The following is an 18,296-nucleotide window of genomic DNA, read 5'->3' on the forward strand; positions in this document are numbered from 1 at the left end:
TTACGTTTAGCAGATCAAAAGACAGGCGACCTTTTCAAGGAATAGCATGAAAAAGATTGATGCGATTATTAAACCCTTCAAGCTGGACGATGTTCGCGAAGCACTGGCTGAAGTCGGCATTACCGGCATGACGGTCACTGAGGTGAAAGGTTTTGGCCGCCAGAAAGGCCATACCGAGCTGTACCGCGGCGCGGAGTATATGGTGGATTTTCTGCCGAAAGTGAAAATTGAGATTGTCGTACCGGACGACATTGTCGATACCTGTGTTGATACCATTATTCGCACGGCGCAAACCGGCAAAATCGGTGACGGTAAAATCTTCGTCTTCGACGTGGCACGGGTCATTCGCATCCGTACCGGTGAAGAGGACGACGCGGCAATTTAAACCGCGTCAAGGGTTGCCGGATGTTTCCATCCGGCAACATCAAATCACAGCACCTTATGCGGACCAAAGCATTCGTAATGAATGTTTTCCTGCTTCACGCCCAGATCCACTAACTGTTTCGCGGCAAACTGCATGAAGCCAACCGGGCCGCAGAGATAGAACTGCATTGTCGGATCGCTGAACGCACCTTCCAGTTTGCCCAAATCCATCAGACCTTCGCTATCAAACTGACCTTTAGCGCGATCGGCTTCGCTCGGCTGACGATACCAGGTGTGCGCGGTAAAGCGCGGCAGTGCTTGCCCCAGTTCCTTAACTTCATCGGCAAAGGCGTGAACATCGCCATTTTCTGCCGCATGGAACCAGTTCACTTGTGCTGTGTGGCCAGCTTTTGCCAGCGTGTCGAGCATTGCCAGCATTGGCGTTTGACCGACACCGGCAGAGATTAACGTCACTGGTGTGTCATCTGCGACAGCCATAAAGAAATCACCTGCTGGAGCGACCAGTTTCACGACATCGCCAACATTGGCGTGATTGTGCAGCCAGTTGGATACCTGCCCACCCTCTTCGCGTTTCACCGCAATACGATAGCCTTTGCCATCCGGTTTGCGAGTCAAAGAGTACTGACGAATTTCCTGATGCGGGAAACCTTCCGGCTTCAGCCAGACGCCGAGATATTGCCCCGGACGGTATTCTGCCACTGCGCCACCGTCGACCGGCTCCAGTTCGAAGCTGGTGATAAGCGCGCTGCGCGGTGTTTTAGCCACAATGCGGAAATCGCGAGTACCTTCCCAGCCACCGGCTTTGCTGGCGTTTTCGTTATAGATTTCCGCCTCGCGATTGATAAATACATTAGCCAGTACGCCATAGGCTTTACCCCATGCGTCCAGCACTTCCTGGCCCGGGCTGAACATTTCGTCCAGCGTCGCCAACAGGTGTTCACCGACAATGTTGTACTGTTCCGGTTTGATCTGGAAGCTGGTGTGCTTCTGCGCGATTTTTTCTACCGCTGGCAGCAGCGCAGGCAGGTTTTCAATATTACTGGCGTAGGCGGCAATAGCGTTAAACAGGGCTTCACGTTGATCGCCATTGCGCTGGTTACTCATGTTAAAAATTTCTTTGAGTTCTGGGTTATGAGTAAACATACGGTCGTAGAAATGGGCGGTTAACTTTGGCCCCGTTTCCACCAGTAAAGGGATGGTGGCTTTTACTGTAGCGATGGTTTGAGCGTCAAGCATATGGTCTTCCTTTTTTTGCATCTTAATTGATGTATCTCAAATGCATCTTATAAAAAATAGCCCTGCAATGTAAATGGTTCTTTGGTGTTTTTCAGAAAGAATGTGATGAAGTGAAAAATTTGCATCACAAACCTGAAAAGAAATCCGTTTCCGGTTGCAAGCTCTTTATTCTCCAAAGCCTTGCGCAGCCTGAAGGTAATCGTTTGCGTAAATTCCTTTGTCAAGACCTGTTATCGCACAATGATTCGGTTATACTGTTCGCCGTTGTCCAACAGGACCGCCTATAAAGGCCAAAAATTTTATTGTTAGCTGAGTCAGGAGATGCGGATGTTAAAGCGTGAAATGAACATTGCCGATTATGATGCCGAACTGTGGCAGGCTATGGAGCAGGAAAAAGTACGTCAGGAAGAGCACATCGAACTGATCGCCTCCGAAAACTACACCAGCCCGCGCGTAATGCAGGCGCAGGGTTCTCAGCTGACCAACAAATATGCTGAAGGTTATCCGGGCAAACGCTACTACGGCGGTTGCGAGTATGTTGATATCGTTGAACAACTGGCGATCGATCGTGCGAAAGAACTGTTCGGCGCTGACTACGCTAACGTCCAGCCGCACTCCGGCTCCCAGGCTAACTTTGCGGTGTACACCGCGCTGCTGGAACCAGGCGATACCGTTCTGGGTATGAACCTGGCGCATGGCGGTCACCTGACTCACGGTTCTCCGGTTAACTTCTCCGGTAAACTGTACAACATCGTTCCTTACGGTATCGATGCTACCGGTCATATCGACTACGCCGATCTGGAAAAACAAGCCAAAGAACACAAACCGAAAATGATTATCGGTGGCTTCTCTGCATATTCCGGCGTGGTGGACTGGGCGAAAATGCGTGAAATCGCTGACAGCATCGGTGCTTACCTGTTCGTTGATATGGCGCACGTTGCGGGCCTGGTTGCAGCTGGCGTCTACCCGAACCCGGTTCCTCATGCTCACGTTGTTACTACCACCACTCACAAAACCCTGGCGGGTCCGCGCGGTGGCCTGATCCTGGCGAAAGGTGGTAGTGAAGAGCTGTACAAAAAACTGAACTCTGCTGTTTTCCCTGGTGGTCAGGGCGGTCCGTTGATGCACGTAATCGCCGGTAAAGCGGTTGCTCTGAAAGAAGCGATGGAGCCTGAGTTCAAAACTTACCAGCAGCAGGTCGCTAAAAACGCTAAAGCGATGGTAGAAGTGTTCCTCGAGCGCGGCTACAAAGTGGTTTCCGGCGGTACTGATAACCACCTGTTCCTGGTTGATCTGGTTGATAAAAACCTGACTGGTAAAGAAGCAGACGCCGCTCTGGGCCGTGCCAACATCACCGTGAACAAAAACAGCGTACCGAACGATCCGAAGAGCCCGTTTGTGACCTCCGGTATTCGCGTGGGTACACCGGCGATTACCCGTCGCGGCTTCAAAGAAGCAGAAGCGAAAGAACTGGCTGGCTGGATGTGTGACGTGCTGGACAGCATCAATGATGAAGCGGTTATCGAGCGCATCAAAGGTAAAGTTCTCGACATCTGCGCACGTTACCCGGTTTACGCATAAGCGAAACGGTTAATCTGTTGAAAAAAGGCTTCCTTTGGGAAGCCTTTCTACGTTATCGCGCCATCAAATCTGCCGTAACTGCGCCTCAACATACAAATAGCCAATCCCCAGCACCTGTTGTGCGCGGCTTAATTGCCCAAAGCCAATTTTCGTCGCTTTCACACTCGGTCCTTCGTCGCGGTCGAACGGGTTAAATCCCGTCTGGCGAATAATGGTATTAAGCCAGTGCTCACCAAAGGCACAACTGCGACCGTACAACCAAATCTGATTAATATTGAGGATGTTGAGGAAGTTATACAGACTCAAACCAATGGCATTGGCAGAGCGATCAACCCAGCTGGTGATCCACGGTTCTCCACTCTGCCAGGCAGCGATTAACTGCGCTGTTGTCAGTTTTTCAGGATCAAGCTGAGTATTAACCGGTTGTGATTTTAGCCATACCCGCGCCTGTTTTTTTAATGCGCTTAACGAGGCGACGGTTTCCAGGCAGCCATAACGTCCGCAGTCGCAGACGACGCCATCCGGATTAACGATGGTGTGACCAATCTGTCCGCTACCATACAAACTGCCGCGATAAATTTGCTCGTTAATCACGAACGACGAGCCAATACCGTAATCAACGTTGATCACGCAGAAATCCCGGCCCTGCGAATTATTTTGCCATTTCTCCGCCAGCGCCAGCATCACGCAGTCATTATCGACCATCACCCGAATGCCGAGCTTCTCTTCCAGCAGATACTTCACCTCAACCGGCGTTGTCCACGGTGCTTGCGGCATGGTTTGCGACACGCCAGTCACCGGATCAACCTGACCGTGGATTGCCAGCGCCAGGTTGATGGTACGGTCCGGCCACAATTTACGGTGGCGATGCCAGCATTTTTCGATTTCGGACAGCAGCGCCTGCGGCGTCGGTGCATCAATCTGTAAATACTCAAATTCGCCTTTCGGACTTAAACAGGCGTTAGCGACCTGACACTCAATACTGGTAGGCGTCACGTTCAGGCACAGCGTCCAGTCACCTTCCGGCGCAATCAGCCATGTACCGCTACTATGCCCGCGCGTCTGGCTTTCATCGTCGATATTCACCACCCGTTTTTCGCTTTCCAGTTCCTGCAAAATATTACTGACCGCCGGAATCGAAATTTGCGCCAGCCGGGCCAGGGTTGATTTATTGGCGCGCTTTTGCCGGTACAGCAGTTCCAGAATCACGCATTTGTTATGGTGGCGAATCTGTTGATTATTAATGCAGGCTCTCATCTTCACTAAACCTTGTTTAGTTAATTGCGTGATTATTCCGCGAAAACATTGCCAGATTGTTCAATACACTGCCACAAATCTTTTAATTCAGTATGTCTTGTTAATATTGAGGGCACCATGACTCCAGTAAAAGTGTGGCAAGAGCGCGTTGAGATCCCGACCTATGAAACCGGGCCGCAGGATATACATCCCATGTTCCTGGAAAATCGCGTTTATCAGGGATCGTCCGGCGCGGTTTATCCCTACGGCGTGACCGATACGCTGAGCGAGCAGAAAACCCTGAAATCCTGGCAGGCGGTGTGGCTGGAAAACGACTACATCAAAGTGATGATCCTGCCGGAACTGGGCGGTCGGGTGCATCGCGCGTGGGATAAAGTGAAACAGCGCGATTTTGTCTATCACAATGAAGTCATTAAACCGGCGCTGGTGGGGCTGCTGGGACCGTGGATCTCCGGCGGGATTGAGTTTAACTGGCCGCAACACCATCGCCCGACCACCTTTATGCCCGTTGATTTCACCCTCGAAGCCCATGAAGACGGCGCACAAACCGTGTGGGTAGGCGAAACGGAGCCGATGCATGGTTTACAGGTGATGACAGGTTTCACCCTGCGTCCTGACCGGGCGGCGCTGGAAATCGCCAGCCGCGTCTATAACGGCAACGCCACGCCGCGTCATTTCTTGTGGTGGGCCAACCCGGCAGTGAAAGGGGGTGAAGGGCATCAGAGCGTTTTCCCACCGGATGTGACTGCGGTGTTTGATCACGGCAAACGGGCCGTCTCTGCTTTCCCCATCGCCACCGGCACTTACTACAAAGTGGACTACTCCGCTGGAGTGGACATTTCTCGCTATAAAAATGTGCCTGTTCCAACCTCATATATGGCTGAAAAATCACAGTACGATTTTGTTGGCGCGTGGTGTCACGATGAAGATGGCGGTTTGCTGCACGTTGCCAACCACCATATTGCGCCAGGTAAAAAACAGTGGAGTTGGGGACACAGTGAATTTGGCCAGGCGTGGGATAAGAGTCTGACCGACAATAACGGCCCGTATATCGAACTGATGACCGGTATTTTTGCCGATAACCAGCCTGATTTTACCTGGCTTGATGCGTACGAAGAGAAGCGTTTCGAGCAGTATTTCCTGCCTTATCATTCTCTGGGCATTGTGCAAAATGCCTCCCGCGATGCGGTGATAAAACTCCAGCGTAGTGAGCGGGGGATTGAGTGGGGGCTGTATGCCATCTCTCCGTTGAAAGGATACCGTCTGGCGATCCGCGAAATCGGCAAATGCAACGCGTTACTCGATGATGCCGTGGCCCTGACACCAGCGACCGCCATCCAGGGCGTGTTGCACGGTATCAATCCTGAAAGGCTGACCATTGAACTCTCCGATGCCGACGGCAATATCATACTGAGTTATCAGGAACATCAGCCGCAAGAGTTGCCGTTGCCGGACGTCGCCAAAGCGCCACTGGCAGCACAAGACATTACCAGTACAGATGAAGCCTGGTTTATCGGTCAGCATCTGGAGCAATATCATCACGCCAGCCGTTCACCGTTCGATTACTACCTGCGCGGCGTGGCGCTGGATCCGCTGGATTATCGCTGTAACCTGGCGCTGGCGATGCTGGAATATAACCGCGCCGATTTCCCGCAAGCGGTGGCGTATGCCACTCAGGCGCTGAAACGCGCACATGCGCTGAACAAAAATCCGCAGTGCGGACAGGCCAGTTTGATTCGCGCCAGTGCTTACGAACGTCAGGGACAATATCAACAAGCCGAAGAGGATTTCTGGCGTGCGGTCTGGAGCGGCAATAGTAAAGCAGGCGGCTATTATGGTCTGGCACGACTGGCGACGCGTAATGGTCACTTCGATGCTGGTCTGGATTTTTGCCAACAAAGTCTTCGCGCCTGCCCAACCAATCAGGAAGTGCTTTGCCTGCATAATCTGCTGCTGGTGTTAAGTGGTCGTCAGGACAACGCGCGTTTGCAGCGCGAGAAACTGCTGCGCGATTATCCGCTGAACGCCACTCTGTGGTGGCTGAACTGGTTCGATGGTCGTAGCGAATCAGCCCTCGCGCAGTGGCGCGGTCTGTGTCAGGGACGCGACGTTAACGCCCTGATGACCGCCGGGCAACTGATTAACTGGGGAATGCCCACCCTGGCGGCAGAGATGCTGAACGCACTGGACTGCCAGCGCACGCTGCCGCTTTACCTGCAAGCCAGCTTGCTGCCGAAAGCCGAACGCGGCGAACTGGTCGCAAAAGCCATTGATGTCTTCCCGCAGTTTGTCCGTTTCCCGAATACGCTGGAAGAAGTGGCGGCGCTGGAGAGTATTGAAGAGTGCTGGTTTGCCCGTCATTTACTGGCCTGCTTCTACTACAACAAGCGCAGCTACAACAAAGCCATTACTTTATGGCAACGTTGCGTAGAGATGTCGCCGGAGTTTGCCGACGGTTGGCGCGGGTTAGCGATCCATGCGTGGAATAAGCAACACGATTATGAGCTGGCCGCGCGTTATCTTGATAATGCTTATCAGCTTGCGCCGCAGGATGCACGTCTGCTTTTCGAACGGGATTTGCTGGATAAGTTAAGTGGAGCCACACCGGAGAAACGACTGGCGCGTCTGGAAAATAATCTGGAAATTGCGCTGAAACGCGACGACATGACCGCAGAACTGCTCAATTTGTGGCATCTCACGGGTCAGGCAGACAAAGCGGCGGACATTCTCGCCACGCGCAAATTCCACCCGTGGGAAGGCGGGGAAGGGAAGATCACCAGTCAGTTTATCCTCAACCAGTTATTACGCGCCTGGCAGCATCTTGATGCCAGAGAGCCGCAGCAGGCCAGCGAACTGCTTCATGCCGCGCTGCATTATCCGGAGAATTTAAGCGAAGGCCGTTTACCGGGGCAAACTGATAACGACATCTGGTTCTGGCAGGCGATATGCGCCAACGCGCAGGGCGATGAAACTGAAGCGACGCGTTGTTTACGTCTGGCGGCGACCGGCGATCGCACCATTAACATCCACAGTTATTACAACGATCAGCCGGTTGATTATCTCTTCTGGCAAGGAATGGCGCTGCGACTGCTGGGCGAACAACACACCGCACAGCAACTGTTTAGTGAAATGAAACTGTGGGCGCAAGAGATGGCGAAAACCAGTATCGAAGCGGATTTCTTTGCCGTCTCGCAACCTGACCTGTTGTCGCTGTATGGCGATTTACAACAGCAGCATAAAGAAAAATGCCTGATGGTGGCGATGCTGGCGTCCGCGGGACTAGGGGAGGTTGCGCAATATGAATCTGCTCGCGCTGAATTGACGGCGATTAATCCGGCCTGGCCGAAAGCAGCATTATTCACCACCGTGATGCCTTTTATTTTTAACCGCGTTCACTAAACCTTATTAACTGTAATATTTGAGCGGCACGCGCTGCCGCTCATCACAAAATAATTAGAATAAGCCGTTGTAAATAAAAACCCTACAGGAGGCACTATGCCTAAAAAAATGAGAACAACCCGTAATCTATTATTAATGGCTACGCTATTAGGTAGCGCTCTATTTGCCAGGGCAGCGGATAAAGAAATGACCATTGGTGCAATATACCTTGATACCCAGGGATATTACGCTGGCGTGCGTCAGGGCGTTCAGGATGCGGCAAAAGATTCTTCAGTACAGGTACAGTTAATTGAAACTAACGCCCAGGGCGATATTTCGAAAGAAAGTACTTTTGTAGATACCCTCGTGGCGCGTAATGTCGATGCCATTATTTTATCGGCAGTATCTGAAAATGGCAGTAGCCGTACCGTTCGTCGCGCCAGTGAAGCGGGTATTCCGGTGATTTGCTACAACACCTGTATTAATCAAAAGGGTGTCGATAAATATGTCTCGGCATATCTGGTTGGTGACCCGCTGGAATTTGGTAAAAAACTGGGTAACGCTGCCGCCGATTATTTTATTGCCAACAAAATTGACCAGCCGAAAATTGCCGTCATCAATTGCGAAGCCTTTGAAGTTTGTGTGCAACGACGTAAAGGGTTTGAAGAAGTATTAAAAGCCCGCGTTCCCGGCGCGCAAATTGTCGCTAATCAGGAAGGGACTGTTTTAGATAAAGCGATTTCCGTTGGTGAAAAACTAATTATCTCCACGTCGGATCTCAACGCCATTATGGGGGAATCGGGCGGTGCGACACTCGGCGCGGTAAAAGCGGTACGTAATCAAAATCAGGCCGGAAAAATTGCTGTTTTCGGTTCGGATATGACCACTGAAATTGCTCAGGAGCTGGAAAACAATCAGGTGCTGAAAGCGGTGGTGGATATTTCCGGTAAGAAAATGGGCAATGCTGTTTTCGCGCAAACTTTGAAGGTTATCAATAAACAAGCCGACGGTGAAAAAGTGATTCAGGTGCCAATCGATCTCTATACCAAAACGGAAGACGGTAAACAGTGGCTGGCAACGCACGTTGATGGTCTGCCCTAATCGCTGATTCGCAGAGGTCCCTATGTTCACGGCAACAGAGGCAGTCCCGGTAGCAAAAGTGGTGGCAGGAAATAAGCGTTATCCCGGCGTCGTTGCGTTGGATAACGTTAACTTCACGCTCAATAAAGGCGAAGTTCGTGCGCTGTTAGGCAAAAACGGCGCGGGCAAATCGACCCTCATTCGAATGCTTACCGGCAGTGAACGTCCGGATAGCGGTGATATCTGGATTGGCGAGACGCGACTGGAAGGTGACGAAGCTACGTTGACTCGCCGTGCCGCTGAACTGGGGGTTCGTGCGGTTTATCAGGAGTTAAGTCTGGTGGAGGGACTGACTGTGGCGGAAAACCTCTGCCTCGGTCAGTGGCCCCGCCGCAACGGCATGATTGATTACCTGCAAATGGCGCAGGATGCCCAACGTTGCTTACAGGCGCTGGGCGTTGACGTTAGCCCTGAACAACTTGTTTCAACGCTAAGCCCGGCACAAAAGCAGCTGGTGGAAATTGCGCGGGTGATGAAGGGCGAGCCGCGCGTGGTCATTCTTGATGAACCTACCAGTTCGCTTGCCAGTGCGGAAGTTGAACTGGTGATCAGCGCGGTGAAAAAGATGTCGGCACTGGGCGTGGCGGTGATTTATGTCAGCCACCGGATGGAAGAAATCCGCCGCATTGCCTCCTGTGCCACCGTTATGCGCGATGGTCAGGTGGCGGGCGATGTGATGCTCGAAAACACCTCCACGCATCATATTGTGTCGCTAATGCTCGGGCGCGATCACGTTGATATTGCGCCGGTTTCCCCTCAGGAAATTGTCGATCAGGCCGTGCTGGAAGTCCGTGCGTTACGCCATAAGCCCAAGCTGGAGGATATCAGCTTTACGCTCCGTCGTGGCGAAGTACTCGGCATTGCTGGCCTGCTGGGGGCAGGGCGCAGTGAATTGTTGAAAGCCATAGTTGGGCTGGAGACGTATGAACAGGGCGAAATTGTTATCAACGGCGAGAAAATCACGCGCCCCGATTACGGCGACATGCTGAAACGCGGCATTGGCTATACGCCAGAAAACCGCAAAGAAGCGGGGATCATTCCCTGGCTGGGCGTTGACGAAAATACAGTGCTGACCAATCGGCAAAAAATCAGCGCCAACGGTGTGCTGCAATGGTCCACCATCCGCCGCCTGACCGAAGAGGTGATGCAGCGGATGACGGTCAAGGCCGCCAGTAGCGAAACGCCCATCGGCACGCTTTCTGGCGGCAATCAGCAAAAAGTGGTGATCGGTCGTTGGGTCTATGCCGCCAGCCAGATTTTGTTGCTCGACGAGCCAACGCGTGGCGTCGATATCGAAGCCAAACAGCAGATTTACCGTATTGTCCGCGAGCTGGCTGCCGAAGGAAAAAGCGTGGTGTTTATCTCCAGTGAAGTGGAGGAGTTGCCGCTGGTGTGTGACCGCATCCTGTTATTACAGCACGGTACGTTCTCGCAGGAGTTTCACTCGCCGGTCAATGTGGATGAGCTGATGTCCGCCATTCTGTCTGTGCACTGATGAATTTTACCGAGGAACCTGAAGATGTCTGCTTCGTCATTACCATTGCCGCAGGGCAAGAGCGTCTCGCTCAAACAATTTGTCAGTCGCCATATTAATGAGATCGGTTTGCTGGTGGTGATCGCCATTCTTTATCTGGTCTTTTCTCTGAACGCGCCGGGTTTTATCTCATTGAATAACCAGATGAACGTGCTGCGCGATGCCGCCACCATTGGGATTGCCGCCTGGGCGATGACGCTGATTATTATCTCCGGTGAAATTGATGTCAGCGTTGGGCCGATGGTGGCTTTTGTCTCGGTGTGCCTGGCATTTTTGCTGCAATTTGAAGTTCCGTTGGCGATTGCTTGTCTGCTGGTGTTGCTGTTAGGCGCGCTGATGGGAACGCTCGCCGGGGTGCTGCGCGGCGTGTTTAACGTGCCAAGTTTCGTGGCCACGCTGGGGCTGTGGAGCGCCCTGCGCGGAATGGGGCTGTTTATGACGAACGCCTTGCCAGTGCCGATTGACGAAAACGAAGTGCTGGACTGGCTGGGGGGACAATTTCTCGGTGTGCCGGTATCCGCGCTGATCATGATGGTGTTATTTGCGCTGTTTGTGTTCATTAGCCGCAAAACCGCCTTCGGGCGCTCGGTTTTTGCTGTTGGCGGTAATGCCACTGCAGCACAGTTGTGCGGTATTAACGTTCGTCGGGTACGCATTCTTATTTTTACCCTTTCGGGATTATTAGCAGCGGTGACCGGCATTTTGTTGGCGGCGCGCCTCGGTTCCGGTAACGCAGGTGCCGCAAACGGTCTGGAGTTTGACGTCATCGCCGCGGTCGTGGTTGGCGGTACGGCGCTTTCCGGTGGTCGCGGTTCCCTGTTTGGTACATTGCTTGGTGTGTTGGTGATTACGCTAATCGGTAACGGTCTGGTGCTGCTCGGGATTAACTCCTTTTTCCAGCAGGTGGTGCGCGGCGTCATCATCGTGGTGGCGGTGCTGGCGAATATCTTGCTGACCCAGCGTAGCAGTAAAGCGAAACGCTAAACCTTAACGCCCCTGGCGCGGGTGCGGCAGGGATGAAAATTAATCGTATTGTTAATGAGGGATTTATGAAAACGATGCTGGCAGCTTATTTACCAGGAAATTCGACCGTCGATCTGCGGGAAGTTGCGGTGCCGACGCCGGGGATTAACCAGGTACTGATCAAAATGAAATCCTCCGGGATTTGCGGAAGTGATGTCCACTATATCTATCATCAACACCGTGCCACGGCAGCGGCACCCGATAAACCGTTATACCAGGGATTTATCAACGGTCATGAACCGTGCGGGCAAATTGTGGCGATGGGGCAAGGCTGCCGCCATTTTAAAGAGGGCGACCGCGTGCTGGTGTATCACATTTCTGGCTGTGGTTTTTGCCCGAACTGCCGTCGCGGTTTTCCTATTTCTTGTACTGGCGAAGGAAAAGCGGCTTACGGCTGGCAGCGTGACGGCGGTCATGCCGAATACTTGCTGGCGGAAGAAAAAGATCTGATCCTCCTGCCGGATGCGCTGAGCTACGAAGATGGTGCGTTTATTAGTTGCGGCGTTGGCACGGCCTATGAAGGGATTTTGCGCGGCGAAGTTTCCGGCAGCGATAACGTGCTGGTGGTCGGTCTGGGGCCGGTCGGCATGATGGCGATGATGCTGGCGAAAGGTCGCGGTGCAAAAAGGATCATCGGCGTTGATATGCTGCCGGAACGTCTGGCGATGGCGAAACAGTTAGGGGTGATGGATCACGGCTATTTAGCAACCACCGAAGGTCTGCCGCAGATTATCGCCGAACTCACCCACGGTGGCGCGGATGTTGCGCTCGATTGTTCCGGTAATGCCGCAGGTCGCTTACTGGCGTTGCAATCCACTGCTGACTGGGGACGGGTGGTTTACATCGGGGAAACCGGAAAAGTGGAGTTCGAGGTTAGCGCCGATCTGATGCATCATCAACGGCGGATTATTGGCTCCTGGGTGACCAGTCTGTTCCATATGGAAAAATGCGCCCACGATTTAACGGACTGGAAACTGTGGCCGCGTAATGCCATTACCCATCGCTTCACGCTGGAACAGGCAGGAGATGCCTATGCGCTGATGGCGAGCGGTAAATGCGGGAAAGTTGTGATTAACTTCCCGGATTAAGGAGTCAGCGGATGACCATCTATACGTTATCTCACGGGCCGCTAGAGCTGGACGTTTCTGACCGGGGCGGCGTCATCGAAGGCTTCTGGCGTGACGCGACGCCGCTCTTACGTCCCGGTAAAAAAAGCGGTGTGGCAACCGATGCCTCCTGTTTTCCGCTGGTGCCGTTTGCAAACCGGGTGAGCGGCAATCGTTTTGTCTGGCAGGGGCGTGAGTATCAACTGCAACCGAATGTTGAGTGGGATGCGCACTATCTGCACGGCGACGGCTGGCTGGGGCAGTGGCAATGTGTCTCGCGCAGCGAAGATAGCTTGTGTCTGGTGTATGAACATCGCAGCGGTGTTTATCACTATCGGGTAAGTCAGGCGTTTCATTTAACGGCAGATACGCTGACGGTGACGCTCTCTGTCACCAATCAAGGGACAGAGACGCTGCCATTTGGTACCGGCTGGCATCCTTATTTTCCGTTGTCACCACAAACGCGGATTCAGGCGCAGGCGAGCGGTTACTGGCTGGAGCGGGAGCAGTGGCTGGCGGGTGAGTTTTGCGAGCAGCTACCGCAGGAGCTGGATTTCAACCAGCTCGCGCCGTTGCCGCACCAGTGGGTGAACAATGGCTTTGCCGGATGGAATGGTCAGGCCCGCATCGAGCAGCCGCAGGAGGGTTATGCCATCATCATGGAAACGACGCCACCTGCACCATGTTATTTCATCTTTGTTTCCGACCCGGCGTTTGATAAAGGATATGCGTTTGATTTCTTCTGTCTGGAACCGATGAGCCATGCGCCGGATGACCATCATCGCCCGGAAGGGGGTGATCTCATTGCGCTTGCACCAGGGGAATCAACAACTTCAGAGATGTCGTTGCGGGTTGCGTTACTGTAATTTATAAAATGCCGGATAAGGCGTTCACGCCGCATCCGGCATCTTTCCTAACGCCGATCGAGAGAAATTGCCCCCGGCCCGGTAATTGCCAACAGCAGGAATGCGCCAGCGATACTGACATTTTTCCAGAAATTAATCATATTTGGCCCAACCGCATCGCCGGTCATATCCCAGTAATGGTGACCAATTACCGCTGTACCCAGCGTGTAGAAAATAAACAGCACCGCCAGCGGACGGGTGAAAAAGCCAAGCACGATTAATATCGCGGCGGGCACTTCCATAACTACCGCAATAATCGCTGCCAGCATCGGCATTGGCGCGCCCAGCGAGGCCATATATTGGACCGTACCGTCAAAACCCATCATTTTGGGAAAACCAAAAATAATGAAAATTAAGACCACGGCGATACGGGCAATTAATAACAAAACGGGGCGGGCAGCTCCAAAATCAAAATAACGTAGTGTGTTCATAACCAATCCCTTTGCAAGATAATGTGATTTAAACGTAATACACACTCTGGCACCTCGCCACGCCCCAGGCATTGAGATATTCGCTAATTATCCTGGTTACAGTGATTTAAGCGCGATGTGCTCATCTGTCAGCAGTTTCGCATCAAACGTTTTGCCGCTCTGGATCCATTTGCGGATTAAGCGAATCTCACGCCCCTGATTCAGCGTTACCGCACCGATAAGCACGCCGTTTTGCAGATTAAACCAAATCGCCTTCTGAGTTTCCGGGTTGCCACGACAAAGCCAGTCATCACCACGCATATCACCAATAAACTGTAAGTTATCACTGTACTGATCGCTCCAGAACCACGGCGGCGGCAGTCGCGGAAGCGGTAGCCCCAACATTGCGGAAGCGGCAATTTGCGCCTGGTTATTGGCGTTTTCCCAGCTTTCGCAGCGATGTAGTGCACCATTATCAAGACGGGTGATTGCCACATCGCCACCGGCAAAGATCGCGGGATCGCAGGTGCGGCAAGCCTCATCAATGACAATGCCATTGGTAGTATCAAGGTTGGCCTCGCGAGCCAGTTGGTCGTTGGCGCTGATACCAATACCGTAAATCACCACATCGGCCCGAAGCGTTTCGCCACTTTGCAGCGTCAGTTCTACGTTTTCACCATCGACCACATGTTCAATGGCATTATTGAGCAGAATGTGCACACCAGCCTGCTGATGGCGCTGCAAAAGATAGCGTTGTACGGGCGGTGGTGCATTACGACCCATGACGGTTGCCGCCAGTTCAATCACTGTCACCTTACATCCGCGCTGCGTGGCGCTGGCAGCCAGTTCCAGACCAATAGTTCCGGCACCGACAATCACGACTGACCGTTCGGGCTGCAGAACTTCTCGCAGTCTGGCGGCATCACCGGCATGGCGCAGGGTAAAGCAGCGTTCTCCCAGTGCATCAAGCAACGGCAGCGGTCGAGCTGCCGCGCCAGTTGCTATAAAAAGCTGATCCCAGTGCCAGCTTTCGCCGTTAGCTAACACTAACTCTTGTGTGTCGCGGCCCAATGTTTTGATGGTTACACCGGAATGCAGATGAACATTGTTTTCCTGCCACCAGTGAGCGGGTAACACAGACTGCAACTGTGGGGAATCTTCCAGCAACATGGATTTCGAGAGCGGGGGGCGTTCATAAGGAAGATGTTGCTCACCGGAAAACAGATGCAGCTCACCGGTGAACCCTTGCTGGCGTAGCAAGGCCGCAGCCATTGCCGCCGCTTGCCCGCCACCGACAATAATGATCGTTTTTTCTTTCATCGTGCTTCCTTAAAGATCCAGCCCAGCCGCTACGTGGCGAATGCCGCGAATCGCTAAACCCGCATCAGCGTTGATCATCACACCGCTTAATGCGCGATTATTGCGCCGCGATGCCAACATCACATACGGACCCGTAAAATCCGCCGGTTGCGGGAAAAATTGCAGCGGTAAAATGGCGGCAATTTTCTCCGGCGTCAGAGACTGCATTATCGAGGTTTCACTTTGCCCGAGCGCCTGTGGGCCGCGCAGGTCGCTGGCCATACCACACGGGCCGACGCCATTCACCCGCACTTTCGGTGCCAGTTCATAAGCCAGTTGGCGAATAAGTCCGGTTGCGGCATGTTTACTGGCGGTGTACAGCGGGCCACCGCCGCCGGGATACCAGGCGGCATTTGACAGTGTGAAAATCATGCTGCCTTCACTGGCGATTAACGCCGGAGCGCAGGCTTTTGCGCCCAGCAGGTAACCGAGTACGTTGACGTTAAACAGCTCGTGGAAGCCAGTTTCGAGCGTCTCTGCGGGAGTGTTAACCAGTGAGGCATTGTGATCCCAGATGCCCGCATTGCCGATAAAACAATCCAGCTTGCCAGAACGAGTCAGGATCTGATCGACCGCGCGTTGATAATCGGCATAGCAGGTCACGTTACCTTCCACCGCCAGAATATGTTCGCCAAATCGCTGACGCAGACTGGCGACTTTTGCCGCCGACAGTTCCAGCGTGGCAACCTGCGCGCCTTCTTCGATAAATCGCTCGACCAGCGCCAGGCCTAATCCCGATCCGCCGCCGGTAATAAAGATGGACTCGTTATGCAGATCGCTCATGGCTGCGCCTCCGGTAAGTCGATGAAGATGTCACCACCTTCAACGTGTACTGGATAAGTGGTTAGCGGATCGGTGGCGGGCAGGCATAACGCTTTCCCCGTTTTCAGGCAAAAACTGGCGGCGTGCAGCGGGCACTCCACCGTGGCGTCATCTTCCAGATACCCTTCTGACATCGACGCATTACCATGGCTGCAACGATCGTTAATGGCATAAAACTCGCCGCCTACGTTGAACAGGGCGATGACGGGCGAGGTATCGATCCGGAGAGCCTCACCCTCCGGCACATCCGCAACGGGACACGCATAAATTCGATTCATCAGAACAGTACACTCAGGTTATGGGAGGAGATGACCGCTTGATCCAGGACGATATCCCGTTCCAGCAAGCGCCAGTTCCCGTCCTCCAGACGGCGAACTTTGTCGAAACGCGTTCCAACATAGAATGTTTCATCGCGCTCTTTTTGTGCCCGATAAAGTAGATAATTCACCCTCACGGCAAATACGTTTGGGATGTCGGTTTCGCTTACCTGGCAGTTGCTGATTAAGTGACGAGTGCGTGACGGCGGTTCTTCTGCCCAGGCCATGCCGGTTTCCAGACGGGCGATTCGCCGTTCCAGCTGGTCTTTGGTGTCATTAAAAATCCAGGTTGTCGGCGGTTGAACGCCTTTGCGGCGGTCGCGCGTTTGTGCGTTAACCGTGGTGCGCATGGTGTAACGAATCTCTTCGTCGAGCTGTGCCAGCCAGTCACGAAATTTCCAGTCATCCAGCAGACTGGCTTCGTGAAAGAGAAACTGGCTAATGCGGTGATGTAACTCCAGTGAAACTTGCGCACTCATTTCATCACCTCCTGCTGGTAAGCGGCGGTTTTATCGAGCACTTCCTGCCAGCTTTCGCTACTCAGGAGATCGGCCCAGCGTTGGTACATTCCACGAGCGGCCGTTTCTGAGAAGATATAGTTAGTAATGCCTGGAATGCTGTCGTCGCGACGCTTTTCCTGACCAAGCCCCATTTCCAGACACAGTTTGCTGTTGCGGGCGCGGTGACCTTTCAGCAATTTCTGGATTTCACACCAGTTCTCCGAGTCATCCTGCTCGAGAAAACCAGCAGGACCAAAAGCACGAGTGGCGCTGTTTTCGAAAGCGGCTTTAACTTCATCGGAGGCGGCTTTGTCAGTAATACAGAACGCCCACACTTCAACTTGATCAGGGCCGCGCGGATGCCAGACGCGGAGTGTGGCAGTGCCGTTTAGCCATGAAAGCGTGGGGAATATATTGTTATGACCCGCCAGACGCAGGGCGCGAACTTCACCTAAACGTTGTTCTGCTTCGGCATAGGTTTCGCGGTAATAGCTTGAAACTGCGCCATCGACCCAGACATTAGCATCCGGTTTTTCAGTAAAGAAGAAACCGCTACCGTGACCGTCCTGACCAAATTGCAGCGCATCTTTGGCGGTTTCCCATACCGGACGGGCGGTTTGTCCATCACCGAGGCGCTTATCGCTGCCATCATCTTTCGCCCCTAATACCTGAACGGCAGAAGCATGGCTGAACAGAGCATGATATTGGTCACTGGCGAACTGCTCTGCCGGGAATTTCCAGTTGCAGTTGATCACCCACTTTTGTACACCGCCGACAATTTCGGTGCCGCCTTCGCGACGATCCAGCATGCCATCCAGATACCAGGCAATGTCACCCAGGTAATCACGCAGGCCTGGTGCGCTGGTATCCCAGTTGCCAAAAATCAGCCCTTTATAACTCTCCACACAAGGAACTTCGTTTAGTCCCCAGTGGGATTTACACAACCCTTGTGGGTAGGCGCGAGGTTCCAGCGGTACATCGATCAACTCGCCGTTAATGCCATAAGACCAGCCGTGATACGGACAGGTAAAGGCGCGAGTGTTGCCGCAATCTGCATAACTCACACGCATGGCCCGGTGGCGGCATTGGTTGAGAAACGCCTTAATGCTGCCGTCTTTCTGACGCACTACGACAACCGCATCTTCCCCCATGTAGGTGTTAAAGAAATCACCAGGTTTTGGGATCTGGCTTTCGTGGGCGAGAAATAGCCAGCAACGACCGAAAATGCGCTCAAGCTCCAGTTGGTAAATATCCGGGTCGGTATAAATACGCGGAGTGACCCGACCGTTTTGGGTGTCAATCAGTTGGTAAATGTTCAAATCTGAGGGTGTGGTCATATTTTTT

At 53.1% G+C, this 18,296-nt stretch carries 16 protein-coding genes; 8 read left to right on the forward strand and 8 right to left on the reverse strand.

Translation table 11 applies throughout. The annotated features are described in order from the left end of the window. Positions 1–46 precede the first annotated feature (46 nt). Positions 47–385 (forward strand): nitrogen regulatory protein P-II, encoded by a 339-nt coding sequence (glnB, locus tag ACJHYD_RS00190; protein WP_000717694.1) that lies wholly within the window; start codon positions 47–49, stop codon positions 383–385. A gap of 44 nt (positions 386–429) precedes the next feature. Here glnB and hmpA read toward each other — a convergent pair whose 3' ends face one another. Continuing rightward, complete coding sequence (hmpA, locus tag ACJHYD_RS00195) at positions 430–1,620, reverse strand: NO-inducible flavohemoprotein (RefSeq protein WP_001551472.1); 1,191 nt, start codon at positions 1,618–1,620, stop codon at positions 430–432. 327 nt (positions 1,621–1,947) lie between these two features. Between hmpA and glyA the strand changes: the two genes are divergently transcribed. Further along, positions 1,948–3,201: a serine hydroxymethyltransferase gene (gene glyA, locus ACJHYD_RS00200; protein WP_000919159.1), complete on the forward strand. Its 1,254-nt coding sequence runs from the start codon at positions 1,948–1,950 to the stop codon at positions 3,199–3,201. A gap of 63 nt (positions 3,202–3,264) precedes the next feature. Here glyA and ACJHYD_RS00205 read toward each other — a convergent pair whose 3' ends face one another. Then, positions 3,265–4,458 carry an ROK family protein gene (locus ACJHYD_RS00205; protein ID WP_001551471.1) on the reverse strand — a complete coding sequence of 398 codons (1,194 nt, stop codon included), beginning with the start codon at positions 4,456–4,458 and terminating at the stop codon, positions 3,265–3,267. A gap of 117 nt (positions 4,459–4,575) precedes the next feature. On the opposite strand from ACJHYD_RS00205, the gene ACJHYD_RS00210 reads away from it, so the two are divergent. From ACJHYD_RS00210 to ACJHYD_RS00235, 6 genes are all read left to right on the forward strand, one after another. Beyond that, complete coding sequence (locus ACJHYD_RS00210; RefSeq protein WP_001551470.1) at positions 4,576–7,857, forward strand: DUF5107 domain-containing protein; 3,282 nt, start codon at positions 4,576–4,578, stop codon at positions 7,855–7,857. Positions 7,858–7,953: 96 nt separating this feature from the next. Continuing rightward, positions 7,954–8,937: a substrate-binding domain-containing protein gene (locus tag ACJHYD_RS00215; protein ID WP_001124890.1), complete on the forward strand. Its 984-nt coding sequence runs from the start codon at positions 7,954–7,956 to the stop codon at positions 8,935–8,937. 22 nt (positions 8,938–8,959) lie between these two features. Then, positions 8,960–10,471, forward strand: coding sequence for a sugar ABC transporter ATP-binding protein (locus ACJHYD_RS00220; protein ID WP_000493485.1), 1,512 nt, complete (start codon positions 8,960–8,962; stop codon positions 10,469–10,471). A gap of 24 nt (positions 10,472–10,495) precedes the next feature. After that, a complete protein-coding gene (locus ACJHYD_RS00225; RefSeq protein WP_001276664.1) occupies positions 10,496–11,494 on the forward strand; it encodes an ABC transporter permease in 999 nt (332 codons plus the stop codon). 32 nt (positions 11,495–11,526) lie between these two features. Beyond that, the gene (locus tag ACJHYD_RS00230; RefSeq protein WP_000700790.1) at positions 11,527–12,621 is read left to right on the forward strand and encodes a zinc-dependent alcohol dehydrogenase family protein; all 1,095 of its coding nucleotides are present in this window, start codon (positions 11,527–11,529) and stop codon (positions 12,619–12,621) included. A gap of 11 nt (positions 12,622–12,632) precedes the next feature. Next, entirely contained in the window at positions 12,633–13,505 is an 873-nt protein-coding gene (locus ACJHYD_RS00235) for an aldose 1-epimerase (RefSeq protein WP_001551469.1), read from the forward strand. A gap of 47 nt (positions 13,506–13,552) precedes the next feature. Here the strand turns inward: ACJHYD_RS00235 and ACJHYD_RS00240 are convergent, their stop codons facing one another. The 6 genes from ACJHYD_RS00240 to hcaE all read right to left on the reverse strand — a co-directional run bounded on the left by ACJHYD_RS00240 (position 13,553) and on the right by hcaE (position 18,289). After that, positions 13,553–13,975, reverse strand: coding sequence for a DoxX family protein (locus ACJHYD_RS00240; RefSeq protein ID WP_001094726.1), 423 nt, complete (start codon positions 13,973–13,975; stop codon positions 13,553–13,555). A 96-nt stretch (positions 13,976–14,071) separates the two neighbouring features. Then, positions 14,072–15,274 carry a phenylpropionate dioxygenase ferredoxin reductase subunit gene (gene hcaD, locus ACJHYD_RS00245; protein WP_069903729.1) on the reverse strand — a complete coding sequence of 401 codons (1,203 nt, stop codon included), beginning with the start codon at positions 15,272–15,274 and terminating at the stop codon, positions 14,072–14,074. Positions 15,275–15,283: 9 nt separating this feature from the next. Beyond that, positions 15,284–16,096: a 3-phenylpropionate-dihydrodiol/cinnamic acid-dihydrodiol dehydrogenase gene (gene hcaB, locus ACJHYD_RS00250; RefSeq protein ID WP_001281377.1), complete on the reverse strand. Its 813-nt coding sequence runs from the start codon at positions 16,094–16,096 to the stop codon at positions 15,284–15,286. Then, entirely contained in the window at positions 16,093–16,413 is a 321-nt protein-coding gene (locus ACJHYD_RS00255) for a bifunctional 3-phenylpropionate/cinnamic acid dioxygenase ferredoxin subunit (RefSeq protein ID WP_001080102.1), read from the reverse strand. Before ACJHYD_RS00255 ends, hcaB begins: the two co-directional genes overlap by 4 nt. Continuing rightward, positions 16,413–16,931, reverse strand: a complete 519-nt coding sequence (gene hcaF / locus ACJHYD_RS00260; protein WP_001276077.1) for a 3-phenylpropionate/cinnamic acid dioxygenase subunit beta — start codon at positions 16,929–16,931, stop codon at positions 16,413–16,415. Before hcaF ends, ACJHYD_RS00255 begins: the two co-directional genes overlap by 1 nt. Continuing rightward, positions 16,928–18,289 (reverse strand): 3-phenylpropionate/cinnamic acid dioxygenase subunit alpha, encoded by a 1,362-nt coding sequence (gene hcaE / locus ACJHYD_RS00265; protein WP_001551467.1) that lies wholly within the window; start codon positions 18,287–18,289, stop codon positions 16,928–16,930. Before hcaE ends, hcaF begins: the two co-directional genes overlap by 4 nt. Between the last annotated feature and the right edge of the window lie 7 nt (positions 18,290–18,296).

It is taken from the genome of Escherichia sp. WS1368, from assembly GCF_046487485.1.
Taxonomy (GTDB): Bacteria; Pseudomonadota; Gammaproteobacteria; order Enterobacterales; family Enterobacteriaceae; genus Escherichia; species Escherichia coli.